The organism is Thiobacillus sp. (genome assembly GCF_030696885.1).
Taxonomy (GTDB): Bacteria; Pseudomonadota; Gammaproteobacteria; order Burkholderiales; family Thiobacillaceae; genus Thiobacillus.
This window is the reverse complement of sequence record NZ_JAUYRI010000024.1, coordinates 72772-96095: the sequence shown is the minus strand read 5'-3', so window position 1 is coordinate 96095 and position 23324 is coordinate 72772. Positions and strand designations below refer to the sequence as shown.

Annotated in this window: 27 protein-coding genes; 14 read left to right on the top strand and 13 right to left on the bottom strand. The window is 62.6% G+C overall.

All coding sequences use genetic code 11. From position 1 onward, the window contains the following. The 13 genes from Q8R61_RS11620 to dsrA all read right to left on the bottom strand — a co-directional run bounded on the left by Q8R61_RS11620 (nt 1) and on the right by dsrA (nt 12409). On the bottom strand, nt 1-1371 hold the full coding sequence (locus Q8R61_RS11620) for a cobyrinate a,c-diamide synthase (protein ID WP_305537388.1): 1371 nt from the start codon (nt 1369-1371) through the stop codon (nt 1-3). Nucleotides 1372-1463: 92 nt separating this feature from the next. Continuing rightward, nucleotides 1464-2666, bottom strand: coding sequence for an NrfD/PsrC family molybdoenzyme membrane anchor subunit (nrfD, locus tag Q8R61_RS11615; RefSeq protein ID WP_305537386.1), 1203 nt, complete (start codon nt 2664-2666; stop codon nt 1464-1466). Between the two features lie 6 nt (nt 2667-2672). Beyond that, a complete protein-coding gene (gene dsrO / locus Q8R61_RS11610; protein ID WP_305537384.1) occupies nt 2673-3452 on the bottom strand; it encodes a sulfate reduction electron transfer complex DsrMKJOP subunit DsrO in 780 nt (259 codons plus the stop codon). Beyond that, on the bottom strand, nt 3449-3934 hold the full coding sequence (locus Q8R61_RS11605; RefSeq protein WP_305537381.1) for a hypothetical protein: 486 nt from the start codon (nt 3932-3934) through the stop codon (nt 3449-3451). Before Q8R61_RS11605 ends, dsrO begins: the two co-directional genes overlap by 4 nt. A 14-nt stretch (nt 3935-3948) precedes the next feature. Beyond that, the gene (locus tag Q8R61_RS11600) at nt 3949-5907 is read right to left on the bottom strand and encodes an NAD(P)-binding protein (protein WP_305537379.1); all 1959 of its coding nucleotides are present in this window, start codon (nt 5905-5907) and stop codon (nt 3949-3951) included. 60 nt (nt 5908-5967) lie between these two features. Then, the gene (gene dsrK, locus Q8R61_RS11595) at nt 5968-7491 is read right to left on the bottom strand and encodes a sulfate reduction electron transfer complex DsrMKJOP subunit DsrK (RefSeq protein WP_305537377.1); all 1524 of its coding nucleotides are present in this window, start codon (nt 7489-7491) and stop codon (nt 5968-5970) included. A gap of 50 nt (nt 7492-7541) precedes the next feature. Beyond that, on the bottom strand, nt 7542-8267 hold the full coding sequence (locus Q8R61_RS11590) for a respiratory nitrate reductase subunit gamma (protein ID WP_305537737.1): 726 nt from the start codon (nt 8265-8267) through the stop codon (nt 7542-7544). Nucleotides 8268-8414: 147 nt separating this feature from the next. Next, nucleotides 8415-8750 (bottom strand): TusE/DsrC/DsvC family sulfur relay protein, encoded by a 336-nt coding sequence (locus Q8R61_RS11585; protein WP_011312992.1) that lies wholly within the window; start codon nt 8748-8750, stop codon nt 8415-8417. Between the two features lie 23 nt (nt 8751-8773). After that, nucleotides 8774-9073: a sulfurtransferase complex subunit TusB gene (gene tusB / locus Q8R61_RS11580; RefSeq protein ID WP_305537373.1), complete on the bottom strand. Its 300-nt coding sequence runs from the start codon at nt 9071-9073 to the stop codon at nt 8774-8776. Nucleotides 9074-9083: 10 nt separating this feature from the next. Next, nucleotides 9084-9479 (bottom strand): sulfurtransferase complex subunit TusC, encoded by a 396-nt coding sequence (tusC, locus tag Q8R61_RS11575; RefSeq protein WP_305537371.1) that lies wholly within the window; start codon nt 9477-9479, stop codon nt 9084-9086. Nucleotides 9480-9503: 24 nt separating this feature from the next. Next, the gene (gene tusD / locus Q8R61_RS11570; protein WP_305537369.1) at nt 9504-9863 is read right to left on the bottom strand and encodes a sulfurtransferase complex subunit TusD; all 360 of its coding nucleotides are present in this window, start codon (nt 9861-9863) and stop codon (nt 9504-9506) included. A gap of 88 nt (nt 9864-9951) precedes the next feature. Then, nucleotides 9952-11022 carry a dissimilatory-type sulfite reductase subunit beta gene (dsrB, locus tag Q8R61_RS11565; protein ID WP_305537367.1) on the bottom strand — a complete coding sequence of 357 codons (1071 nt, stop codon included), beginning with the start codon at nt 11020-11022 and terminating at the stop codon, nt 9952-9954. An 82-nt stretch (nt 11023-11104) separates the two neighbouring features. Then, on the bottom strand, nt 11105-12409 hold the full coding sequence (dsrA, locus tag Q8R61_RS11560; protein WP_305537365.1) for a dissimilatory-type sulfite reductase subunit alpha: 1305 nt from the start codon (nt 12407-12409) through the stop codon (nt 11105-11107). 359 nt (nt 12410-12768) lie between these two features. Here dsrA and Q8R61_RS11555 point away from each other — a divergent pair, with 359 nt between their 5' ends. The 14 genes from Q8R61_RS11555 to grxD all read left to right on the top strand — a co-directional run bounded on the left by Q8R61_RS11555 (nt 12769) and on the right by grxD (nt 23314). Continuing rightward, nucleotides 12769-12990, top strand: coding sequence for a hypothetical protein (locus Q8R61_RS11555; protein ID WP_305537363.1), 222 nt, complete (start codon nt 12769-12771; stop codon nt 12988-12990). After that, nucleotides 12987-13643 carry a type I-MYXAN CRISPR-associated protein Cas6/Cmx6 gene (gene cas6, locus Q8R61_RS11550; RefSeq protein ID WP_305537361.1) on the top strand — a complete coding sequence of 219 codons (657 nt, stop codon included), beginning with the start codon at nt 12987-12989 and terminating at the stop codon, nt 13641-13643. Before Q8R61_RS11555 ends, cas6 begins: the two co-directional genes overlap by 4 nt. A 55-nt stretch (nt 13644-13698) precedes the next feature. Further along, nucleotides 13699-14031: a TusE/DsrC/DsvC family sulfur relay protein gene (locus tag Q8R61_RS11545; protein ID WP_305537359.1), complete on the top strand. Its 333-nt coding sequence runs from the start codon at nt 13699-13701 to the stop codon at nt 14029-14031. A gap of 91 nt (nt 14032-14122) precedes the next feature. Next, the gene (locus Q8R61_RS11540; RefSeq protein WP_305537358.1) at nt 14123-14971 is read left to right on the top strand and encodes a sulfurtransferase; all 849 of its coding nucleotides are present in this window, start codon (nt 14123-14125) and stop codon (nt 14969-14971) included. A gap of 28 nt (nt 14972-14999) precedes the next feature. Beyond that, a complete protein-coding gene (locus tag Q8R61_RS11535; protein WP_305537356.1) occupies nt 15000-15620 on the top strand; it encodes a hypothetical protein in 621 nt (206 codons plus the stop codon). A 4-nt stretch (nt 15621-15624) separates the two neighbouring features. Further along, nucleotides 15625-16581, top strand: coding sequence for a TauD/TfdA family dioxygenase (locus tag Q8R61_RS11530; protein ID WP_305537354.1), 957 nt, complete (start codon nt 15625-15627; stop codon nt 16579-16581). 50 nt (nt 16582-16631) lie between these two features. Continuing rightward, nucleotides 16632-17885 (top strand): glutamyl-tRNA reductase, encoded by a 1254-nt coding sequence (gene hemA / locus Q8R61_RS11525; RefSeq protein WP_305537352.1) that lies wholly within the window; start codon nt 16632-16634, stop codon nt 17883-17885. Nucleotides 17886-17898: 13 nt separating this feature from the next. Next, entirely contained in the window at nt 17899-18978 is a 1080-nt protein-coding gene (gene prfA, locus Q8R61_RS11520) for a peptide chain release factor 1 (RefSeq protein ID WP_305537350.1), read from the top strand. 43 nt (nt 18979-19021) lie between these two features. Further along, nucleotides 19022-19864 carry a peptide chain release factor N(5)-glutamine methyltransferase gene (gene prmC, locus Q8R61_RS11515; protein WP_305537348.1) on the top strand — a complete coding sequence of 281 codons (843 nt, stop codon included), beginning with the start codon at nt 19022-19024 and terminating at the stop codon, nt 19862-19864. Between the two features lie 135 nt (nt 19865-19999). Further along, the gene (locus Q8R61_RS11510; RefSeq protein WP_305537347.1) at nt 20000-20638 is read left to right on the top strand and encodes a hypothetical protein; all 639 of its coding nucleotides are present in this window, start codon (nt 20000-20002) and stop codon (nt 20636-20638) included. A gap of 4 nt (nt 20639-20642) precedes the next feature. Further along, the gene (locus Q8R61_RS11505) at nt 20643-20915 is read left to right on the top strand and encodes an HPr-rel-A system PqqD family peptide chaperone (protein ID WP_305537345.1); all 273 of its coding nucleotides are present in this window, start codon (nt 20643-20645) and stop codon (nt 20913-20915) included. Then, nucleotides 20912-21832 (top strand): HprK-related kinase A, encoded by a 921-nt coding sequence (locus tag Q8R61_RS11500; protein WP_305537343.1) that lies wholly within the window; start codon nt 20912-20914, stop codon nt 21830-21832. The genes Q8R61_RS11505 and Q8R61_RS11500 overlap by 4 nt, the downstream gene beginning before the upstream one ends. Before the next feature lies 1 nt (nt 21833). Further along, nucleotides 21834-22931 (top strand): nucleotidyltransferase family protein, encoded by a 1098-nt coding sequence (locus Q8R61_RS11495; protein WP_305537341.1) that lies wholly within the window; start codon nt 21834-21836, stop codon nt 22929-22931. A gap of 62 nt (nt 22932-22993) precedes the next feature. Beyond that, nucleotides 22994-23314, top strand: coding sequence for a Grx4 family monothiol glutaredoxin (gene grxD, locus Q8R61_RS11490; protein WP_305537339.1), 321 nt, complete (start codon nt 22994-22996; stop codon nt 23312-23314). Nucleotides 23315-23324 lie beyond the last annotated feature (10 nt).

The window sequence follows — 23324 nt, the reverse complement described above, 5'->3', positions numbered from 1 at the left end:
TTAAGCGGCGGCGCGCGCCTTGTGCGCACGCACCTGGTTCAAAAACGGCGCGATCCAGCCCTGCGCGCCACTGCCTCGGCGATGCACATAAGCGGCCAGCAGATTGTGCTGCTGGTAGCCGTCATGCCGGCCGTCGATGCCATGGCCACGCGTCACCTGATAAGCATAGATGGCGTCGGCCGGCAGGTTTTCCAGAGACGAATAGTGAAATTCGTGTGCGGGAATCGGCGCGGTCTCCTGCCAGCGGTCGGCGCCGGTCGGCTGCAGACGCGCATAGCCGCGTCCCACCGGCCGCTCGTGCATCACGGTGTCGCCCGGCACCACGCCCACCATCTCGTGCGTCTGCCCCTGCCAGCTGAGCTGCCGAGACAGGTACATCAGGCCGCCGCACTCGGCATAGGTCGGCAGCCCCGCTTCGATGGCGCAGCGTATCGCCTTGCGCAGCGGGTCATTCGCTTCCAGTTCGGCCATGAACATTTCCGGAAAACCGCCGCCGATGATGAGGCCGTCGACGTCGGGCAATGCCTGCGCATGCAGGGTGTCGATGTCGACCAGCTCGACGTTGGCGGCGCGCAGGCTGTCGAGGTCCTCGCTGTAGTAAAAGCCGAAGGCCGAATCGTGCGCAATGCCGATGCGCACCGGTGCGGCGGTAGAAGCCGTGTCGGCCGGCGGTGAAACGTGCATTGCCGACGCGCTGTCGGCAATCGCCAGCAGCCGCGCCAGATCGACCTGCGCGGCCACGCGCTCACCGACGTGCTGGATGCGCGCGCGCGCGGCGTTCTGCTCGTTGGCCGGCACCAGCCCGAGGTGGCGCTCGGCGATCTGCATGCTGGCGTCGTGCTGCACGGCGCCGATCACGTCGACATCGGTGTAATGCTCGATGACCGCCCGCAATTTGGATTCGTGACGGCTGCCACCAAGATTGTTGAGGATGACGCCGGCGATGCGGATGTCAGGATCGAAGGCCTGGTAACCCAGGATCAGCGGCGCGACGCCGCGTGTCATGCCGCGCGCGTCGATCACCAGCACCACGGGTGCATCCAGCAGCTTGGCGAGCGCAGCATTGCTGTTGCTGCCGTCGAGATCAAGCCCGTCGTACAAGCCCTTGTTGCCCTCGATCAGGCTGATGCGGGCGTCGGCCGCGGCGCGGGCAAACTGCTGTTCGATTTCGGCACGCTGCATCATGTGGAAATCGAGGTTGTAGCAGGGCCGCTGCGCCGCCATGCCGAGCCACAGCGGATCGATGTAGTCGGGGCCCTTCTTGAACGGCTGCACCGCATGGCCCCGCGCGTGCAGGGCGGCCGCCAGGCCAAGCGTGAGCGTGGTCTTGCCGGACGATTTATGCGCAGCCGAAATGAAGACGCGGGGCATGCGAGCCCCGCGTTTTGCCATGTCGTTTGATCCGGTCTGCTGGTTCATGCCAGGCAATCCCCTGCCCGGCGTTCGCCCGGCAGGGCCATGGATCAGTGCTCCAGCTTGGCGACTGTCGCGTCGTCCAGGCTGGCCGGCAGCAGGCGCAGCACCTTGATCGCGAACACGGTCACCAGGAGTGCAATCGCGACGCCGCCGAGACCGAGGAAGAGTTCGGCCATGCTCGGCGCGTAGCTGTGCACGACGCCGTCATAGAAGCTGCTCGACTCGATCAACCCCGGGAACATGTCCAGCGGGAAGGCCTGTGCGCCGATGATGGTGACATACATCTGCGCCATGCCGCCGAGGATGACCAGCGCGCACGCAATCATGATCCAGTTGCGCTGGCTGCCGAGGCGACTCAGCAGGATGACCAGCGGCGCGACGCAGCCGATCAGGATCTGGCCCACCCAGAACAGCGCGGTGATGATGCCGCCGTCGCGCAGGACAAAGGCTTCCACCGCGTGGTACTTGGCAAAGTAGAGGTTGGTCATGTGGTGGACGACGACGAAATACAGCACCGCCGAGACGAATACCACCAGCAGGGTCTTCAGGCGCATCATCACCACGTCGCCGAGCGGACGGCTGGTCCAGGCATAGGACGCGGCCAGCACCATCAGGTAGATCGCCAGGCCGTAGGCGAACGACATGATGATGAACATCGGCGCCAGCATCGCGGAGCCGTACAGGTCGCGCGCGATCAGGAAGCCGAACAGCGAACCGGTACCGGTGGTCAGCGTCAGGCGCCAGATGAAGGCCGCGGTGCCCGCCGCCTTGGACCAGGACTTGACGTTGCGGTCGAGCATGGTCCACAGGTAGATGCCGACCAGCGCGAAGAACCCGGAATACAGGAACACGTTCCAGGTGAACATCGACTTGAAGTTGAAGTGCGTCATCGCCACGATCAGGCGATCGGAGCGGCCAAGGTCGAGCACCAGCACCAGCAGGCCGCCCAGCATCAGCGCCAGCGACAGGATCGCGGACAGCGGCGCCAGCGGCTTGTACATCGGCTTGTTGAACACCGAGGCGATCGAGGCGACGTTGAGCGCACCGGAGGCGGCGACGATCAGGAACACCGCGAACACGTGCGGCAGGCCCCAGACGATCTGGTTGTCCATGCCGGTGACGACGTGGCCGTAGTGGTGCATGTGGTTCCAGGCCAGTGCGCCGAACAGCACGAACAGACCCAGGCCCCCGAGCAGCAGCCAGTATTTCATGCTGCTGCCTTCTACTTCGCGGAAAGTGATGCTTGCCATGTTGATTTAGATTCCGTGGTAGCGAACGCCAAGATTGAGATTGAGGTCGGCACGCACCTGCTTGGTCGGCAGTTCGCGCAGGCGCCTGGAAATCTCGCTGTCGGGGTCATTCATGTCACCGAACAGCAGCGCATTGTGGCCGGCGGCGGTACACGCCTCGGCGCACGCCGTGTTGCCGTCGCCGCGATCGACCTTCTGCACGCAGAACGTGCACGACTCGACGCAGCCGATGCCGCGCGGCACGTCGGCCTTCTGCGTGTCGTTCAGGTGCTCGTGCACCAGCGAGCGCGCCTTGTACGGGCAGGCCATCATGCAGTAGCGACAGCCGATGCAGGTGTGGCGGTCGACCAGCACAATGCCGTCGGCGCGCTTGAACGACGCGCCGGTCGGGCACACGTCCACGCAGGGCGGTTCGGCGCAGTGCTGGCACAGCATCGGCAGGCTGGTTTCCATCTGCGTCAGCGGGTCCTGCAGTTCCAGCTTGCGGATCCATTGCGGCGCCTGTCTCGGATGCTTGCTTTCGGCCACCGGCGTCCAGCCGTTTTCGGTGCTGCATGCGGTGACGCAGTCGTTGCAGCCGTTGGCGCATTTTGTCGCGTCGATCAGCATGCCCCAGCGCACCGCGCTGCTGACAGCCTGATCTTCGGGGCGGCCATGCGCCACCTGGACCAGGACGACGCCGGGCGCGATCGCGAGACCGGCCGCGGTTGCCGCAGCCGTTCCCACAAAACGACGGCGCTCGGGCGATGCCGGCGCCTGTTCGGACATTGGTTTCAATTCGCTCATGGTGCTACCCCCGCCATCTCTTCAGCACTGATCTTGCTTGCCGCCTGTGCAGCCAGCTTGTGCTTGTAGTGTGCCGTTTCGGCATTCAGCGGATGCATCGCCGCCGAGCCTTGTGGCTTGGTGGAATGGCAATCGAAACAGTCGATTTTCACCGATGCATAGCTGTGACAGCTGATGCAGAAATCGTCCTTCGACGCTGCAACACTGCCCGTCGTTTCGCTGGCGTGGCAGTTTATGCACTCCTTGAGACTGTGCTTCGGGGTGCGAATCCCCTCGTGCACGGTCTTGTCGCGGTGCCCGTCGAGAACCTTCATGTGGTTGCGCCGCATGTAGTCGGTGTCTTCAACGCACTGCTCGCCCTTGACGGCTTTTTCGATCACCGGTTTGGGCGCGCCGCCGGCCTTCGGCTGGGTCTCGGACCCGGCCCAGGCCAGCGCCGCAGTCGTCAGAACGACCGCGCCCAGCACCAGGAGACGTTTCATTTTGCCTGCCACGCTTAGTCACCCATACCCATGATGATGTAGCCGGTCGGGCAGACGTCGGCACAGATGTGGCAGCCGATGCACTTGGCGTAATCGGTGTCGACGTAACGACCCACGGTGGGGTTGTCCTTCTTCTTCACCTTGAACACCGCGACCTGCGGGCAGTACACCACGCAGTTGTCGCATTCGAAGCACTGACCGCAGGACATGCAGCGCTTGGCTTCGACAACCACGTCCTTTTCGGACAGTGCGTGCAGACGCTCCTCGAAGTTGCCCAGCGCGCCTTCCTTGTCGAGCACGGTCACCTCACGGATGTTGCGCGGCACGTTGGGGAAGTGGCCGAGGAACAGGTCGTCGTGCGGAATGATGTGGCGCGCCGAGCGGTCTTCAAAGTTGTGCAGGATGTCCTTGCGGTCATCGGTGCCCCAGATCTGGCCCTTGACTTCCTTGTACTCGTGACCGGTTTCGAGCCACTTGCGGATTTCGTCGAAGTGGTGAACGTCCACTTTCGGGCGCTTGTCGAGTTCCTTGCCTTTCAGGAAGGCATCGATACCGTCCACAGCAATCGAAGCATGGCCGATTGCGGTGGTCAAAAGGTGCGGACGCAGCACGTCGCCGCCGACGAAGATGTGCTCTTTGCCGGGGAAGCGGTAGTTCTTGTCGGCTTTCATCAGGCCGTTGTTGTTGTTGAACTGCTCGAGGCCGGTGAAGTCGACGCCCTGGCCGATTGCGGACACGATCAGGTCGGCCGGCAGGTCACGCTCGGTGCCCTCGACGATCTTGGTTTCCTTGCCTTCCATCACGAAGTCGGCCACGCGCAGGGCGGTGGCACGGCCCTTGTCGTCGACCACCACACCGACCGGGGTGACGCCGCCGATGATTTCGATGCCTTCCTGCTGGGCATGTTCGACTTCGTGCTTGTTCGCAGCCATCTTGTCGATGGTGGCACGCGACACCAGCACCACTTCGGCGCCTTCGCGGGCGGAGATCGAGGCGACGTCGGACGCCATGTGGCCGGCGATGACGGCTTCCGGACGGTCGTCATGGGTGCCGCTCTTGGTGACATTGCCCAGACGACGGGCAACGGTGGCGACGTCGATCGAGGTGTCGCCACCGCCGATGACCACGACGCGGTTACCGACATGCTGCAGGCGGCCTTCGTTGAAGGCGCGCAGGAAGGCGACGGCGGTCACGCAGTTGGGGGCTTCGGCGCCGGGCACCGGCAGCGGACGGCCCGCCTGTGCACCCATCGCCATGAAGATGGCGTCGTATTGCTTTTCGATCTCGTCGAAGGTCACGTCAGAACCGATGCGGGTCTTCAGACGGGTTTCGACACCGAGGTCGATGATGCGCTTGATTTCGGCATCGAGCATTTCACGCGGGGTGCGGAAGCCGGGAATGCCGTAGCGCATCATGCCGCCGAGCTCTTCGTGCTCGTCGAAAATGGTCACGCCATGGCCGCGCAGGCGCAGCTGGTAGGCAGCGGCGAGGCCGGCAGGACCGGCGCCGATGATCGCGACTTTCTTGCCGGTTTCGGCAGCGGTCGACGTGTAGGTCATGTTGTTTTCGATACCCCAGTCGCCCACGAAGTGCTCGACTGCGTTGATGCCGACATGGTCTTCGACCATGTTGCGGTTACAACCGGATTCACACGGTGCCGGGCAGACGCGGCCCATCACGCCGGGGAAGGGGTTGGCTTCGGTGACGCGGCGGAAGGCGTATTCCTGCCAGGTCACGCCTGCCGGCGGCTTTTCGATGCCGCGCACGATGTTCAGGTAACCGCGAATGTCTTCACCGGCCGGGCAGGAGCCCTGGCAGGGCGGCGTGGAAAGCATGTATTCCGGACACTTGTGCGTCCAGCTCGACTGGAAAATCTTGTCCTGGGAAGAGCGGAAGCTGCCTTCTTTCTCGCCTTCCTTATAGCGACGCCATTCCAAGCCTTCGGTTTTTGCTTTGTTCGTCGTGACAGCCATGTTGGTTCTCCTAACGCCTACGTTACTAAAGATAGATAAATCGCAATCAGGGCCCCGGACTTAGTCCAGCTTGATCGCTTTGCTAACCAATTGATGCACACCGCCCACCATGCTCATGTCGAAGCCATACTTGGGCAAAACCTTGGTGAACTGCGCCTTGCAGATGGCGCAGATGGTGGCCATGAAATTGACCTGGTGTTCCTTGACTACGTTGTTCAGCGCCGTGGCGCGCGGCAGTGCGCCCTTGACCCGGACTTCCATCAGGTCGTCGGTCAGCAGGCCACCGCCGCCGCCGCAGCAGAAGGTGGATTCGTAAATGGTGTCATCCGCCATGTTGTGGAAGTTGTTCACCACCGACTGGATCAGCTCGCGCGGAATCGTGAACTGACCGCCCGGCTCGGTGCCCATGCGCGAGGCGCGGGCGACGTTGCACGAGTCGTGATAGGTCACGATCAGATCGTCATTCAGCGACGGATCGACCTTGATCCTGCCCGACTTGATCAGGTCGTTGGTCAGCTCGCAGATGTGCTGCGGCTGCGGGTAGGTCGGGTCGAGCTGCTTCTGCAGTTCGATCGAGAACGGGTCGTTGCCGCCATAGCCGATACCGGTCAGCGTGTTCCAGAAGCTGTAGGCGACTCGCCAGGCATGGCCGCACTCGCCGACCACGATGCGCTTGACGCCGAGTTCGAGCGCGGCATCGCGAATGCGCAGGGCGACCTTGCGCATGTTCTCGTAGTTGCCGTTGAAGAGGCCGAAGTTGCCGGCTTCCGATGCATGCGAGGACAGCGTCCAGTTGATGCCGGCGGCGTGGAACACCTTGGCGTAGCCGATCAGCGACTCGACGTGCGGTTCTGAGAAGAAGTCGGCCGACGGGGTGACCAGCAGCACTTCGGCGCCCTTGACGTCAATCGGCATTTTCACCGCCACGCCGGTGTCGGCTTCGATGTCTTCTTCCAGACCTTCGAGCGTGTCTTCCAGCGCGGGGCCGGGCAGACCGAGGTTATTGCCGATCCGGTGAACCTTGTTCAGGATTTCGTTGGAATACTTCTGCCCCATGCCGACGTGGTTGAGAATCTCGCGGCCGGCCATGGTGATCTCGGCGGTGTCGATGCCGTACGGGCAGAACACCGAGCAGCGACGGCATTCCGAACACTGATGGTAGTAGTTGTACCAGTCGTCGAGGATGTCCTTGGTCAGGTCCTTGGCGCCCACCAGCTTGGGGAACAGCTTGCCCGCGGTGGTGAAGTAGCGGCGGTAGACCTGGCGCATCAGATCCTGGCGCGCCACCGGCATGTTCTTGGGATCGGAGGTGCCGAGGTAGTAATGGCACTTGTCGGTACACGCGCCGCAATGCACGCAGGCGTCGAGGAAGACCTTGAGCGAACGGTACTTGCCCAGCAGATCGCCCATCTTGTCGATGGCACGCTCTTTCCAGTCCTCGCCCAGTTCGTGCGGGTATCCCATTGCATCCTGGACCGCCTGCGGCGCGATGAAGCTCTTCGCGTGCGCAGTCGCGCCTTCCCGCAGCTTGGGAATCTCGATCTCGTCCTTGATTTCCGGAATGTCAAATTCAGCAGCAGCCACTTGAGAGTCCTCTGTCCGTACTTCGGTGTTCGTTAATCGATGTCAACGAATCAGTTTTTCTGATCCAGACGGGCTGCCCACGCCGCCACATGGCGATGCTCGCGCGGATTGTCCGCCTGGTTGCGCGTGGGACTGAAGAACAGGCCCGGCGCATGCAGCAGCTTGCTGATCGGGAAAATCACCATCAGCAGCGCCACCAGGGCCAGATGAATCAGCAGGATCGGATCCTGCGGAACCGGTTGCACATCCAGGTACATCAGCCCCATGAAGAAGGCCTTGAGCGCGACGATGTCGGTATGCACGACAAAGGTCATCAGCATGCCGGTCACGCCGATCGCAATCAGCAGCACCAGCATCAGGATGTCGGACGGCGTCGAAATGTAACGCACGCGGTCGACCAGATAACGGCGTGCCAGCAGACCCAGCAGACCCACCACCATCATGATGCTGGCGTATTTGCCGAACGGCTGGATGATGCCGACCCAGAACCATACCGGCTCGGTGAAATAGCGCAGATGACGCAGCAGCACCAGCAGCAGTCCGAAATGGAACAGCCAGCCGAACACCCAGATCCACTTGTTGGATTTGAACAGCGACTCGAACAGCACGACTTCCTTCGCCATCCGGTACACCACGCCTGTTTGCGTCGTCGGCGCAGGCGTGGTCGGGATCTTCAGCGGCGCAGGTGTGCGGCTGTAGTCGAAAATCTTGTAAGCCAGGCCGACCACCAGCAAGAGGGTGGCGATGTAGAACATCCCGGCATAAATCATCGTCACTGTAGACAAGCGCTATCCCCTAAACAACGTTGTGTTTGCGAATCAAACGCACGACCTGACATGGCCGTCCGCATTCGATTGGGAAACACAGCCCGAAAATCGAATCGCCCCGAACAGACCGGGGCGACCCGAAGGCATTACTGGAACTTAGATACAGCCAGTCGGCTTGGGTAGGCCGGCGATCTTACAAGCCTGCTTGGCGGGGCCGTAGGGGAACAACTCGTACAGGTACTTGTTGTTGCCTTTCTCAGGGCCGAGCTTCTTGCCGATTGCCTTGGTCAGAACGCGAACAGCGGGAGCGATCTGGTATTCGGCGTAGTACTCACGCAGGAAGTTGACCACTTCCCAGTGGCTGTCGGTCAGTTCGACCTTCTCTTCGACAGCCATGTACTTGGCGATGTCTTCGTTCCACTGCGACAGGTCGACCAGATAGCCTTCCTCGTCGACTTCGACTTCCTTACCGGCGATGTTCACCATGGGCATAGCAATACTCCTTTGATTAAAAGTTACAGCCAAGACTGACAGTTGCTGTGCTCTGCGACCAGATCCACAAAACCGCCGTAATCCACGACATTGACTCCGTCCAGCACGCGCCCGGCCATGCCGCGCGCCGCCAGATCAGGACCGAGTGCGTAAATCTTGAGGTCAGCCGCCGCCGCCTGGATTTTCGCCGCTGCCGTGTTGCCGTTCGTCGCCGCGTACACCGCGTCTTCGATCAGCAATACAGCAGAACCTTTGGTGGCCATGCGCAGGCAGCTGTCCAGCGAACTGCGCTCTGTGGCCGATTTATTCACAATATGCAGCATGTCTATCCCCTTAGAAGCTGATCACGACGTCTTGCTCGGCCATGAGATTTGCCATCTCATCGACGGAGAGCACCGTCACATCCACAATCAGGTCATCTTCGGTCAGGCCGCGTGCATCCATCGACGCCTGGTCGACATACAGCTTCTCGATGTCGTAGCCTTCCAGCGCACGGTAGGTCTTGGAGAAATCCTTGACCTCGATGCCCTTGCTGTCGATGCCCTTCATCAGCTGGAAGACACCGTCATCGGTGAAGACCATGCTTACATCCTGATCGAAAGCAGCCGTAATCAGAACCACTTCCAGACCTTCCAGCGCATACACGGTACCGTGCGGCGCCTTGCGGTTCAGGAACATGAATTTCTTGACGATGCCGGAGCCGTCGTCCATTTCGTCCATATCGCTCATTTCGAATATCTCAATCTTTGGCCATCAATCGCCGAACGTCACGAGACGGTCGTACTGAATGCCCATTTCAACCAGCTGACCCAGACCGGAAATCCGGTAACCCGGTGCCAGCACATCGTCGTTAATGCCGCGACGCTGCGCAGCCGCCACGCAGACAACCAGATCGACGCCGTGTTCTGCAGCCAGCTTGGACCAGCGTGCCGAAACGTTGCGATCATCCTGCGGGGGCGTTGCCAGACGCGTGGAGTTGTTCACGCCGTCGTGGTAGAAAAAAACGCGCGGGACGGTGTGGCCCTTCTCGATCGCCGTACGGGCGAAGAGATAAGCGGTGTCACTGGCCTGATGGGTGTAAGGCCCTTCGTTTACAAGAATGCCGAATTGCATGGCTAGCTCTAACTCCGAAAAATCCAGTCATTGTTATCAAGCGGCCGCCGCAGACAGGCTGCGGCGGCGCTGACAGCATCCAAATCGCTTAGAAGCGGATGTGCGCGGACGCGTTCAGGTTGGCACGACCACCACGCCAGTTATCGATGTGATACTTGGTGAAGGGCAGGCCGGTCTTCTCGAAGAATGCGGGCCAGCCAATGCGGTCGATCCAGTCGATCATGCGCTCCCACGGCTTGCCGTCTTCCTTGTAGGTGGCGAGGATCTTCTTGACCACTTCGCCCACTTCCGGCCAACGCGGTGCGTTGTTCGGCAGGCCGGCAGCGACCAGCTTGTGGAAGGTCGGCTTGGAACGGGCGTTGGAGTTCTTGCCACCCACCCAGATCGCAATCTTGGAGTGCTCGGGATCGTTGATCTGCATCGGCGGGCAGGGCGGGAAGCAGGCGCCGCAGCAGATGCACTTCTTCTCGTCGACTTCCAGCGAGGGCTTGCCGTTCACCAGTGCGGGACGGATTGCAGCCACCGGGCAACGTGCCACGACGGAGGGACGCTCACAGACGTTGGCGACCAGATCGTGGTTGATCTTCGGCGGCTTGGTGTGCTGAACGATGATCGCGATGTCGGCCTGGCCGCCACAGTTGATTTCGCAGCAGGAGGTGGACAGCTTGACGCGGTTGGGCATCTCGCACTTGACGAAGTCATCGTACAGTTCGTCCATCAGCGCCTTCACCACGCCGGAAGCGTCGGTGCCGGGAATGTCGCAGTGCAGCCAGCCCTGGGTGTGCGCAATCATCGACACCGAGTTGGCGGTACCGCCGATGGGGTAGCCCTTGTCGTTCAGTGCCTTGATCAGCGGCTCGACCTTGGAACCGTCGGCAACCATGTATTCGATGTTGGAACGCGCGGTGAAACGCACGAAACCGTCACCGAACTGGTCGGCGATGTCGGCCAGCTCGCGGATGGTGTAGTGGTCCATCTGGCGTGCCGTACCGGCCTTGACGGTCCAGATTTCGTCGCCGGATTCAGCGCGGTGATACAGGACACCCGGCTTCGGATGGCTGTGGAAAGCCCACTTGCCATAGTTCTTCACCATCACGGGGTGCATGTAGGGCATCGGATCCGGTGCGCCGGATTCGATAGGCGGACGTAGTTCTGCCATGATTTATCTCCAACTGGTTTAATGCGCGAAGCTAATTAATCCGCGGGTCCGGGCTCGCACCGAGACCCGCGGCAAGCGAAACTCAAGCAGCAGTCGACTGCTTGTACTCGTTCCATTTCTCGACCTGCTCGTCCCAGTCGTCGGAACGGAAGTAGGGGTTGGAACGCGGCTCTTTGATCATGTTGGGATCAACCGGGATGTCCAGACCTTCGAGGAAGTTGGTCAGGCCGATACGCTCGATCATTTCGCCGGTACGCTCGTGCTCCAGCGCGTTTTCCGCGAAGAAGTCGAGAATGTTGCGGGCCAGCTCGTTCAGCTTTTCAAAGTCTTCGTCGGACTCGAGCTTCATGAACGGGATCACCACGGTGCCCATGGTCGCGCCGATCTTCAGCACGCCCTTGCCACCGACCAGGATCGACACACCCTTGTCGTTACCGGGCAGCAGGCCGCCGGGGATCACGTTGAGGCAATGCATGCAGCGCACGCAATTCTTGTTGTCGATGCACAGGGTGTTGCCGTCGCCCAGGCTGGCAGCGGAAACGGTTGCGCTGGCCTTGAACTTGTCGGAAGCCACCAGGGTGATGGCCTTGGTCGGGCACTTGCTGATCACGTCGTTGACCAGATCGTTCATGCCGTGGGCCTTGTAGTAGGCCTGAACCTGACCTTCGTTGACGCGGATGTTGTCGCGCCAGGTGCCGATCGTTGCCATGTCGGAACGCTGGATCGCGTTGACGCAGTCGTTCGGGCAGCCGGAGAACTTGAACTTGAACTTGTACGGCAGGGACGGACGGTGCATGTCGTCCAGGTTGTTGTTGATGACGGTGCGCAAAGCTTTGGCTTCGTCGTAGCAGGACATTTCGCAGCGGGCAGCGCCAACGCAGGACATCGAGGTACGCAGTGCGGGACCGGCACCGCCGAGGTCGAAACCCATTTCGTTGAAGGCGTCGAACGCGGGCTGCACGTCAGCAGTCTTGATGCCCTGGAACATGATGTCGCCGGACTGGCCGTGGAACGCGATCAGGCCCGAACCACCGGTGGCGGACCAGACGTCGCACATCTTGCGCAGCAGGTCGGAACTGTAATGCATGCCGGCAGGCGGCTGGATACGCAGCGTGTGGAACTCAGCACACTCGGGGAACAGGGGCTTGTGGTTCTCGTCCTTCAGTTCGGTGAAACGGGGGATCACGCCGCCGCCGTAGCCGAACACACCGACCGTACCGCCCTTCCAGTAACCGAACTTGGTCTTGTAGGAGGTTTCCAGCTGACCCATCAGGTCAACCATCATGTCGTTATCTTTAGCCAGACGCTTGAGGCCGGTCACGAAGCTGGGCCACGGGCCTTTCTCGAGCTCGTCCAGATTGGGCGTATCAATCATTTGCTTTGCCATCTCTTCTCTCCTAGAACATTTCGAAATGCCCGCTCAGCCGAATGGCCCAACGGTATTCCAACATCGTATTGACTTGGCACCGACGCCACCATCATTCTCATGGGTAAATCGGTTACTCCCTTGAGGTAGGTATGAACCTACCCAAAAGGAGTAGATCATTTGCCCCAACGCGGTAATGCCTCATTCTCGCAAAGGGTGAGACATTACAGCCCGGTCACAAGAATCGATAAGAGTATTAAAATATTGTTGCAAACGCAAGCCCCTGTGCTCAGCAGGGTTGAAGCGCCGGGCGCTGCACCCATCTGGACGCATGGCATGCAGTGCATCCGCCACCTTTAGACGCGACACGAATTGAATCCATGCCCGAAATTACGCCCCTAGACAAGATGCGACTGCCGTTTGGCGGTCAGGAAATCGAGTTCCAGCACCTGACCCACGAGTCGGGCGGGGTGCCGTTTCTGCGCATCCGCATCCGCGAAAACAAGCGTTTCACCATTTTCGACGTCGACCCGGTCAGCGCACAGAAGTGGGCCGACCTGATGCAGGCCTGGGCGAAGGACAACGCCGGGGATGCACCGTGACCTGGGACTGGCCTGAAAACAAGCCGGAGGAATACACCCCCCACATGATCGACCTGCAGTTCGATCTGGTCGGCACGACCATCCCGACCGACAATGCGCAACTGCTGTCCGACGCGTTGCTGCACCTGCTGCCATGGCTGGGCGAAGAGGGCGGCACCGGCATCCAGCACCTGAAAGGCGCCGAAACCAACAAAGGCGACGCGACGCTGAACATCAACCGGCGCACCAAGCTGTACCTGCGCGTGCCCAAGACCCGGGTCGACGACATGCAGAAAATGATCGGGCAGACGCTCGATCTGGCCGGGCATACCCTGCAGCTCGGCAGCTTCAAGACCCGCGCGTTCACCGCGTTCGCCAATATCTACGCGCATTTCGTTGACACCGGCAGCGCCACTGAAGAACAATTCGTGCAGGACGTGATGCGCGAACTGGACGGCCATTTCCAGATCCGCTGCGGGTTTATCTGCGGCAGGTTGCAAACCCTGCAAACCACGTCCGGCCCGATCCATGGCTATAGTCTGATGCTGCACGACGTGCCGCCGCACAAGTCCCTGCAGCTGCAGGACGAAGGCATGGGACGCAACCGTTTGTTAGGCTGCGGGATTTTCATCCCGCATAAATCCATTGCACCGGTCATGCCGGTCAACCATTAAACCCCTAGCCGGCTTGCCGGCGAATCTTTAACCACCCACCCTGAAAGGAGAAAGCATGTCTTATGTTGTTAACGGCGAAGAGCTCGAAACCGGTGAAGAGAACTTCCTGCTGGAAGCCAACTTCAGCGACGATGTCCCCCCGGTCATCGCCGAGGCTGAAAAAATCACGCTGACCGACGAGCACTGGCAGGTCATCAACTACCTGCGCGACAAGTACCGTGAAGACGGCCAGACCCCCAACTTCCGCAACATGGTCGCCGAACTCGACGAGATGCATGAAGGCGTGGACTGGAAGAAGAAGCTGTACGAGCTGTTCCCCAACATGCCTGCCCGCCAGGGCTGCCGCGTCGCCGGCCTGCCCAAGCCTTTCGGCAAGGGCGGATACTGATTAGGGACTAGGATCTAGGGGCTAGGATCCAGGGGGCTCAGCGCTGGCCCTAGCCCCTAATTCCTATTTCCTAGCGCCTAGTTCCCAACCTATGTTTTCCAACACCCTCGTTACCACTGAAGACCTGGCCGCGCATCTGGATGATCCGAACTGGATCGTTCTGGATTGCCGTTTCACCCTCACCGACCCCAGCGCCGGTCGACAGGCCTACGAGAAAGCACACATCCCGGGTGCACGCTACGTGCATCTGGACGACGACCTGTCCGCCCCCGTCGGATCGGGCACCGGACGGCATCCGCTGCCCGATCCGCGCGTGCTGACCGAAAAACTCTGCGCGTGGGGCGTCGGCGTCAACAAGCAGGTGGTGGTGTATGACGACAGCTACGGCGCCATGGCCGTCCGCCTGTGGTGGATGATGCGCTGGCTCGGCCACCCCGGCGTCGCCCTGCTGGACGGCGGCTACCCGAAATGGACACGCGAAAAACGCCCGGTCGATGCCGACATCCCGGCAACGCACCGGGGCGCTTGCGCCTGCCTGCCCGAGCCGACTCAAATCGTGGCCGCCGATGACGTTCTGCACGCATCGAAGACCGGCGAACAACTCATCATCGACGCGCGACCGGATCGCCGCTTCAGCGGCGAGTTCGAGCCGCTCGACCCCGTTGCCGGCCACGTTCCCGGCGCCATCAACTACCCGTTCGACGAGAATCTCGACGTCGACGGCACCTTCCTGCCGCCCGAGGCGCTGCGCGAGAACTACCAGGCTTTGCTCAAGGGCAAGCCGGCTTGGCAGGTGCTCCACATGTGCGGCTCGGGCGTCACCGCCTGCCACAACATCCTGGCGATGGAAATCGCCGGGCTTCCCGGTTCACGGCTGTATCCCGGCTCGTGGAGCGAGTGGATCACCGAACCCGCCCGCCCCGTCGCCACCGGCGAATAACGCACCGCTGCATAGTAAGGAGCACACCATGGTCAAACCCGTCAGAGTCCGCACCATCTGGTTCAAGAAAGACGGCGAGCGCAGCGCCGAGGAAATCGCCACTGCGGTGGCCACCACCACTTGGCGCGTCGCCGACAAGGCGGTGGACAACCTCGGCCGCGAAAACTACGACATCATCACGCCGGCGCGCGGCTTCAAGCTGATCGCCGAATTCCTCGCTTTCCTGGTGCACTACTGCGACCGTATGGCCTACGCTACGCTGACGCCGGAGCGCCGCACCGCGGTGCTGCAGGCGGTGGCCAAGCGGCTGGGCGAACTGATGGAAGAAAACATCATCAGCGTGGTCGGCCCGGACGGCAATCGCAATTTCAAGGCGGAGTTCATCGACTTTCTGAACCGCCGCTTCAACGACTACGCCGAGTTCGAGTTCCCGGATGAGGAAAAAGCCAGCTTCCCGGCGCTGCGCTTCCTCAGCCTGCAGATCCGCGACGAGATGGGCGATAGCGACAAGACCTGGATCATGGACCAGATCATGGACATCGAGATGCCCGAAATGATGGGCACGGTGCGCAAAAGCTTCAAGGGCCTGCTGTCCGATGCACCAGTCAAGCGGGGCTTTGGTTCACCGGACATGCTGCCGCCGGAATAAATCCTTGGCCGCGTCCCCTTTCGATCTCGCCAACGAATCCGGCTACCGCGCCTGGCGCGACGCCAGGCTCGCCGCATATCCGCGCAGCGTTGACGAACTGATCGTGCCGCTGGCCGATCCACGCCATCTCACGACCGCGGAAATTTCCGCCCTCGAAGCGTGCTGCGCACGCGCCAACATGGTGATCTACAGCGCGCCGCACCTGGCCGCCGCCGACAAGTCGATCCCCAGACAACTCGGCCAGCAACTCGGCCTGGTGCGGCTCGAAGGCAACTACCTGGCCGACGAAGACGGGCTGTCCAGCATCACCCCGGCCGCCGACGAAGACAGCGGCGTGCGCGGCGACTTTATTCCCTACACCCACAAGCCGATCAACTGGCACACCGACGGCTACTACAACACGCTCGACCGCCGCATTCTTGGGATGATGCTGCACTGCGTGCAGGACGCCGAGGCTGGCGGTGAGAACGCGCTGCTCGACCACGAGATCGCCTACATCCAGCTGCGTGACGCCAATCCCGATTACATCGCCGCCTTGATGCAGCCCGACGCGATGACCATTCCCGCGCGCATGGACGAGTCACCCCTCTCCCCAACCCTCTCCCAGGGGGCGAGGGAGCAATCGCCGGGCCATAATCCATCAATTGCCCGTGCCGAGCAGAGCGGCCCGGTGTTCGCGGTCGATCCCGAATTGGGCTTTCTGACCATGCGCTACACTGCACGCACCCGCTCGATCGTGTGGAAGGCCGACACGGCGACGCAAGCGGCAGTCAAGGTCCTGGCCGACATCCTCGCCGGCTCCGAATACATCCTGACCGCGCGCCTGCAACCCGGCATGGGCCTCCTCTGCAACAACGTGCTGCACACCCGTAGCGCATTTTCCGATTCGCCGGAACACCGCCGCCTGCTCTATCGCGGCCGCTATTACGACCGCCTGAACTTCCCTGCGCGCCCAGCTTAGGCGGCGGGTAAAGTAAAATAGCGGTCTTCATTTTTCGGCCATCTGCCGTCATGCAGCTTCTCACCCTCGGGGTCAACCACCACACCGCACCGCTCGCGATCCGCGAGCAGGTCGCGTTCGGCCCCGAAAAGCTGGTGCAGGCGCTGCATGAACTGACGCAAAGCCGGCGCGCGTCCGAAGTCGCGATCCTGTCGACCTGCAACCGCACCGAGCTGTATGTCAACACGCCCGCCCCCGACGAGGTGGCGCAATGGCTGGCCGATTTCCACCATATCGAACGGCGCGAGCTCGCACCTTACTTGTATGCGCTGCCGCGCGAGAAAGCCGCGCAGCACGCCTTCCGCGTCGCCGCCGGACTCGACTCGATGGTGCTCGGCGAAACACAGATCCTCGGCCAGATGAAGCAGGCCGTGCAGGCGGCCGAGGACGCCGGCACGCTGGGCCTGTTGCTGCACAAGCTGTTTCAGCGCACCTTCTCGGTCGCCAAGGAAGTGCGCAGCAGCACCGAAATCGGCGCCAATTCGGTGTCGATGGCCGCCGCCGCGGTGCGGCTCGCCGAGCGCATCTTCCCCAGCATCCGGGACCAGGCCTGCCTGTTCATCGGCGCCGGCGAGATGATCGAGTTGTGCATCACCCACTTCGCCGGGCAGCATCCGCGCAAGATGACCGTCGCCAACCGCACCGCCGAGCGCGCACGCCCGCTGGCCGAACGCTTCAACGCCGGAGTCATTCCGCTCACCGACCTGCCGGATGAGCTGCCCCATTACGACATCATCATCACCTCGACCGCGAGCCCGCTGCCCATCCTCGGCAAGGGCATGCTGGAGCGTGCGATCAAGCAGCGCCGCCACCGGCCGATCTTCATCGTCGACCTCGCCGTGCCGCGCGACGTCGAGGCCGAAGTCGCCGACATGGATGATGTGTTTTTGTATAGCGTGGACGACCTCGGCCAGGTGGTGCGCGAAGGCATGGACAACCGCGTGGCGCAGGTGGCGCAGGCCGAGGCCATTATTGAAACCAGCGTCGAGAATTTTGTGCACTGGATGGAAGGCCGCGAACTGGTGCCGGTGATCCGTTCCTTGCGCGACAGCGCCGAGCGTCATCGCCGCCATGAAATCGAGAAGGCCGAAAAGGCGCTGGCGCGCGGCGAAGACCCGCGCGCGGTGATCGAGGCGATGAGCCACGCCTTGTCCAACAAGCTGCTGCACGCGCCGACCCACGCGCTCAGCCACGCCCCGCGCGACGAGCGCGACCAGATCGCCCGCCTGATCAGCCAGCTGTACGGGCTGAGCCGAGACAATTGAGGGAGACTGAGAAATGAAGGCCTCGCTGGCCGACAAGCTCGCTCGTGCCGACGAGCGACTGGAGGAACTCGACGCCTTGCTGTCGCAACCGGAAATCGCCGGCGACATGGACCGCTACCGCAAGCTGACCCGCGAGCACGCCGACCTCACCCCGGTGGTGGCGCTTTACCGCACTTACAAAGAGCTTGAAGCGGACCAGAAATCCGCCCGCGGCATGCTCGAAGACCCGGACATGCGCGAACTCGCCGAAGCCGAACTGGCCGACTGCGAGGCAAAAATCGGCCGACTGGAAACTGAACTGCAAACCGCGCTATTGCCGAAAGACCCCAACGACGAGCGCAACATCTTCCTGGAAATCCGCGCCGGCACCGGCGGCGACGAGTCGGCGCTGTTCGCCGGCAACCTCCTGCGCATGTACACCCGCTACGCCGAGCGCTGCGGCTGGAAGGTCGAGATCGTGTCGGATAACCCCGGCGAAGTCGGCGGCTACAAGGAAGCCATCATCCGCATCGTCGGCCACGGCGCGTATTCGCGGCTGAAGTTCGAATCCGGCGGCCACCGCGTGCAGCGCGTGCCGGAAACCGAATCGCAGGGCCGCATCCACACTTCGGCCTGCACCGTGGCCGTGATGCCGGAAGCCGACGAGGTCGGCGAAATCGACATCAATCCGGCCGACCTGCGCATCGACACCTACCGCGCGTCCGGCGCGGGTGGCCAGCACATCAACAAGACCGATTCGGCGGTGCGCATCACCCACCTGCCCACGGGGCTGGTGGTCGAATGCCAGGACGACCGCTCGCAGCACAAGAACAAGGCGCAAGCCATGAGCGTGCTGGCCGCGCGCCTGAAGGACCGCGAACTGCAGGCGCAGCACGCCGCCGAGGCGAGCGCCCGCAAAAGCCTGATCGGCAGCGGCGACCGCTCCGACCGCATCCGCACTTACAATTTTCCGCAGGGCCGCATCACCGACCACCGCATCAACCTCACGCTGTACAAGATCGACGCAGTGATGGACGGCGACCTGACCGAGCTGCTCGATGCGCTGGCGGCCGAGCATCAGGCCGAGCTGCTGGCCACGCTGTCGGGTGAGTAAGCAGGATTCAGGGGTCAGGGGTCAGGGGTCAGGGCCGCTAACGGTGGCCGACTGCCTCGGCGCCGCCAGCCGTCAACTCGCCGCTGCGCTCGGTCTGGACACACGGACAGCGCGGCTGGAAGCCCGCGTGCTGGCGGCGTTTGCCTGGAATGTGACGCCGGCCTGGCTGATCGCGCACGACACCGACCCGCTGGCCGAAACGCAGATCACGCCCTTCGAGGGCCTGCTGGCCCGTCGACTGGCGGGCGAACCCATTGCCTACCTTGTGGGCACACGCGAGTTCTATGGGCGGCCTTTCCAGGTTTCGCCCGACGTGCTGATTCCACGCCCCGACACCGAACTGCTGGTCGACCTCGCACTGGCGCGCATTCCGGCCAACCAGGCCCTGAACGTGCTCGATCTCGGCACCGGCAGCGGCTGCATCGCCATCACGCTGGCGCTGGAACGTCCGCATGCGCGTGTGACGGCGGTGGACCGTTCGGCAGCGGCGCTGACCATCGCCCGACACAATGCCGGAATCCTCGACGCCCGCGTCGCGTTTCTGGCCAGCGACTGGTTTGACGCGCTCGCCGGCCGGCACTTCGACCTCATTGTCAGCAACCCGCCCTACGTCCCTGCCGCCGACCCGCATCTGACGCGCGGCGACGTGCGTTTCGAGCCAATCGGCGCGCTCGCCGCCGGCAATGACGGGCTCGACGACCTGCGACATCTGATTACCGCCGCGCGGACCCACCTCGAACCCGGCGGCACCCTGCTGCTGGAGCACGGTCACGACCAGGCGGAGGCGGTCGTCGCCCTGCTGGAGTGTGGCGGCTACGTCTGCGTGCAGAGCTGGCCGGACCTCGCTGGCATCCTGCGCGTCAGCGGCGCGGTAGTGTCGGAATAATTTACACTTGATCCGCTGCCGATCCGGTTCGCACCGATCAAGGCCGCGTGTAATGGGCATTTTGGACGGTTCACTGTATATTGGTGCGATTCTTGCTGCATCTACATTGAACCCAAGATCATATCGAGGCTAGTCATGTCTGACCGCACACCCGAAAACCAGGATAACCCGTCCGAGGCACCGCAAAGCGACGCCATCAACCCCGGTCGCCGCAAACTGGCAGGCGCTGCGCTCGGCGCCGGCGCCGTGTTCACGCTGGCCAGCCGGCCGGTGTGGGCCAACCAGTGCACCATCTCCGGCATGGCATCCGGCAACCTGTCGGCACCCAAGGTCACCTGCGATGGCTGCACCCCGGGCTACTGGATGCAATGCCAGCACCTCGATTCCTGGGCTGCCACCGGTTTCAGCCCGGATGACATCTTCAATACGGTGTTTGGGGTGACGCAATACATCAACCCCCAAAACAACAAGCCCTATACGCTGCTTCAGGTGCTGGGGCTGCGTGGCGGCGGCGAAGGTTACGGCGACGCCGATGGCGGCAATTGCCAGGCTAAGCCGAATGGCAATGCGATCGGCAAGATCGGCCCCGATCCCATTTCCCCCAACCTGGGATTCCATGCCGTGGCCGCGCTGCTGAATGCTGCGCACCCGAACGTCAATTACGGCTACACCTCCGGTGAAATCATCAACCTGTTCCAAGCCAACATGCACAACGGCGCAGCACTGATGGATTCGCTCGTGATGCTGAACGAGCGCGGCTGCCCGCTGAACTGATGCGATGACGCAGGCTGCAACGGCCCCGCCACGCCTGCTGAAATGCTGGGGGGATGAAGCGGTCGTCTACGATGCGGCGTCGGGCGACACCCACTATCTCAAGCCGCTGACCCTGACGCTCTACCAGATCTGTCGCGACCACCCCGGCTGCCATGCAACAATGCTTGCCGGGCTGCTTGCAGAACGGCTGAGCGTGGAAAACACGCCGCAGCTGCATGAGGTGGTTTCAGACACACTCGACAGCCTGCGCAAAGCCGGTCTGCTGGAATCCGCATGAAACTGCTGCAACTGCCTCCTGCCGAGTTGCGTCGGCAACTGGCCGGCGCCGGTGTCTGGCTGCGCACCGGACCATTCTCGCTGCGCGTGCAGTCGCGCATTCCTTTTGTAGCCGAAGGCCTGACCGAACTCTACGGCCAATTCGAGGTGCGCAACGCCCACGAGGCCTTCGCCGATTTTCACGTCAGCGTGAACCCGCCGCCCACGCTGCGCCGCTGGCTGCGGCCGCAGGTTGCGTTCAACTTTGACGGCAGGCAGCCGTTCAAACCGCTGCCGCGCGACCAGGCGTTTCCGATGCTGGAATGGGGGCTCAACTGGTGCGTGTCGACCCAGGCGCACCAGTACCTCATCATTCATGCCGCCGTCGTTGAGAAGCACGGCATGGCGGCGATCCTGCCGGCGCCACCCGGATCTGGCAAAAGCACGCTGACCGCAGGTCTGGTGCTGTCGGGCTGGCGCCTGCTCTCCGACGAACTGACCCTGATCAATCGCAAGACTGGCCTGATCCAGCCCTTGCCGCGTCCGGTCAGCCTGAAGAACCAGTCGATTGACGTAATCCGCCAGTTTGAGCCGAACGTCTACATCAACCGCGCCTCACACGACACCATCAAGGGCACGGTCGCCCACATGCGTCCGCCACGCGACAGCGTGCTGCGCCAGCACGAAACGGCGCGTCCCGGCTGGGTGATCTTTCCAAAATGGGAAGCCGGCGCACCGGCCACGCTCACACCGCGCTCGCAGGCGCAGACCTTCATGTTTCTGGCGCAGAACGCGTTCAACTACAGCCACCTGGGCGCCGACGGTTTCCGCGTCGGCGCCGCCCTGATCGACCAGACGCAGTGCTTCGATTTCCACTATGGCGATCTGAGCGAGGCGGTCGCCGAGTTTGATCGCCTTGCCGAGCGGCGCGCCCCCTGACATGTTGCCCCTCTCCGACACCCTGCTGGCCCGTACGCTGCGCACGCCCGGGTCGATCGCCCGCTATTCCATGAGCGAGTGGGACGTGCTGGTGCGGCAGGCGCGCGCTGCCGGCCTGCTGGCGCGGCTGGCGCATCGCTTCCGCCGGAACGAACTGACGTCCGCCATTCCGGCGGCGGCACGCTGGCATTTCGAGGCCGCCGAAACGCTGGCCGCCAAGCAGCAAGTCGCCGTACGCTGGGAACTGCAGCAAGTGCGCCGCGCGCTGCGTGATCTCGACTGTCCGCTGATCGTGCTGAAAGGCGCAGCCTATGTCGCCGCCGGCCTGCCCGCGGCCGAGGGCCGCCTGTTCAATGACATCGACCTGCTGGTGCCGCGCGAACAGCTGGCGCGGGCAGAGTCGGCGCTGATGCTGGCCGGCTGGCACGCCAGCGGCCTGTCCGAATACGACAAGCGCTACTACCGCCGCTGGATGCATGAAATCCCGCCGCTGCAGCATGTGCAGCGCGACACCGTGATCGACCTGCACCATGCCATCCTGCCCGAGACCGCGCGCTACCACCCGGACACGGCACTGCTGCACAGACGCGCCGTCCCCGTCGACGGCCTGCCGGGCGTCCAGGTGCTGGCACCGGAAGACCGCATCCTGCATTCGGCCACCCATGTGTTCCATGACGGCGAATTGCCGCACGGCCTGCGCGACCTGACCGACCTCGATCTGCTGCTGCGCGATGCGTCCGACGACGCGGGCTTCTGGACGCGCCTGGTCACGCGCGCCGATGAACTGCAGCTCGGTCGTTCGCTGTATTACGCGCTGCGCTATGCGCGGCATTTCCTCGATACGCCGGTGCCCGACAGCGTGATAGTCGCACTCGATGTCCATGCGCCCGGCCGCGTCACCCGCGCGCTGATGGACCGCATTTTCACCCGCGTGCTGGCGCCCGACCATGCGAGCTGCGCCGATGCCTACACCCCCGCCGCACGGCTGGCCGCCTTCGTCCGTGCCCACTGGCTGCGCATGCCCGCGTACCTGCTGATTCCGCATCTGTTCCACAAGGCGTTCATCAGCCCGTTGCAGCGCACCCCCAAAGCCGCTTGACGGCAGCCCCGTCACGGGTATAATTCCCGACTATTCCAGTCAAGTATTATCAGGAGCCCAAGATGACCGCGCTAGACCGCATTCGTGAGCAAGTCACCAGCAATACCGTCGTGCTGTATATGAAAGGCACCCCCCAGTTTCCGCAGTGCGGCTTTTCGTCGCGCGCGGCCCAAGTGCTGCAGGCCTGCGGCGTGAAGGATTTTCTGGCGGTGAACGTGCTCGCCGATCCGGAAATTTTCGAGAACCTGAAGTACTACGCCAACTGGCCGACCTTCCCGCAGCTCTACGTCAAGGGCGAGCTGATCGGGGGGTCCGACATCATGATCGAGATGTACCAGAAGGGCGAAATCCAGAAATTGCTGGAAGAAGCGCAAGCCGCCTGAAGCAACCCAC

Bases quoted from the DNA above. Each gene is read 5' to 3' on its own strand.
- prfA (WP_305537350.1), top strand. From the start codon at position 17,899: ATGAAGGCCTCGCTGGCCGACAAGCTCGCTCGTGCCGACGAGCGACTG.
- Q8R61_RS11605 (WP_305537381.1), bottom strand. From the start codon at position 3,934: ATGAAACGTCTCCTGGTGCTGGGCGCGGTCGTTCTGACGACTGCGGCG.
- Q8R61_RS11510 (WP_305537347.1), top strand. From the start codon at position 20,000: ATGTCTGACCGCACACCCGAAAACCAGGATAACCCGTCCGAGGCACCG.
- Q8R61_RS11500 (WP_305537343.1), top strand. From the start codon at position 20,912: ATGAAACTGCTGCAACTGCCTCCTGCCGAGTTGCGTCGGCAACTGGCC.
- Q8R61_RS11535 (WP_305537356.1), top strand. From the start codon at position 15,000: ATGGTCAAACCCGTCAGAGTCCGCACCATCTGGTTCAAGAAAGACGGC.
- Q8R61_RS11600 (WP_305537379.1), bottom strand. From the start codon at position 5,907: ATGGCTGTCACGACGAACAAAGCAAAAACCGAAGGCTTGGAATGGCGT.
- nrfD (WP_305537386.1), bottom strand. From the start codon at position 2,666: ATGGCAAGCATCACTTTCCGCGAAGTAGAAGGCAGCAGCATGAAATAC.
- Q8R61_RS11585 (WP_011312992.1), bottom strand. From the start codon at position 8,750: ATGCCCATGGTGAACATCGCCGGTAAGGAAGTCGAAGTCGACGAGGAA.
- tusC (WP_305537371.1), bottom strand. From the start codon at position 9,479: ATGAGCGATATGGACGAAATGGACGACGGCTCCGGCATCGTCAAGAAA.
- hemA (WP_305537352.1), top strand. From the start codon at position 16,632: ATGCAGCTTCTCACCCTCGGGGTCAACCACCACACCGCACCGCTCGCG.
- Q8R61_RS11555 (WP_305537363.1), top strand. From the start codon at position 12,769: ATGCCCGAAATTACGCCCCTAGACAAGATGCGACTGCCGTTTGGCGGT.
- Q8R61_RS11540 (WP_305537358.1), top strand. From the start codon at position 14,123: ATGTTTTCCAACACCCTCGTTACCACTGAAGACCTGGCCGCGCATCTG.
- grxD (WP_305537339.1), top strand. From the start codon at position 22,994: ATGACCGCGCTAGACCGCATTCGTGAGCAAGTCACCAGCAATACCGTC.
- Q8R61_RS11620 (WP_305537388.1), bottom strand. From the start codon at position 1,371: ATGCCCCGCGTCTTCATTTCGGCTGCGCATAAATCGTCCGGCAAGACC.
- Q8R61_RS11505 (WP_305537345.1), top strand. From the start codon at position 20,643: ATGACGCAGGCTGCAACGGCCCCGCCACGCCTGCTGAAATGCTGGGGG.
- Q8R61_RS11545 (WP_305537359.1), top strand. From the start codon at position 13,699: ATGTCTTATGTTGTTAACGGCGAAGAGCTCGAAACCGGTGAAGAGAAC.
- dsrB (WP_305537367.1), bottom strand. From the start codon at position 11,022: ATGGCAGAACTACGTCCGCCTATCGAATCCGGCGCACCGGATCCGATG.
- tusD (WP_305537369.1), bottom strand. From the start codon at position 9,863: ATGCAATTCGGCATTCTTGTAAACGAAGGGCCTTACACCCATCAGGCC.
- Q8R61_RS11495 (WP_305537341.1), top strand. From the start codon at position 21,834: ATGTTGCCCCTCTCCGACACCCTGCTGGCCCGTACGCTGCGCACGCCC.
- tusB (WP_305537373.1), bottom strand. From the start codon at position 9,073: ATGCTGCATATTGTGAATAAATCGGCCACAGAGCGCAGTTCGCTGGAC.
- dsrA (WP_305537365.1), bottom strand. From the start codon at position 12,409: ATGGCAAAGCAAATGATTGATACGCCCAATCTGGACGAGCTCGAGAAA.
- dsrO (WP_305537384.1), bottom strand. From the start codon at position 3,452: ATGAGCGAATTGAAACCAATGTCCGAACAGGCGCCGGCATCGCCCGAG.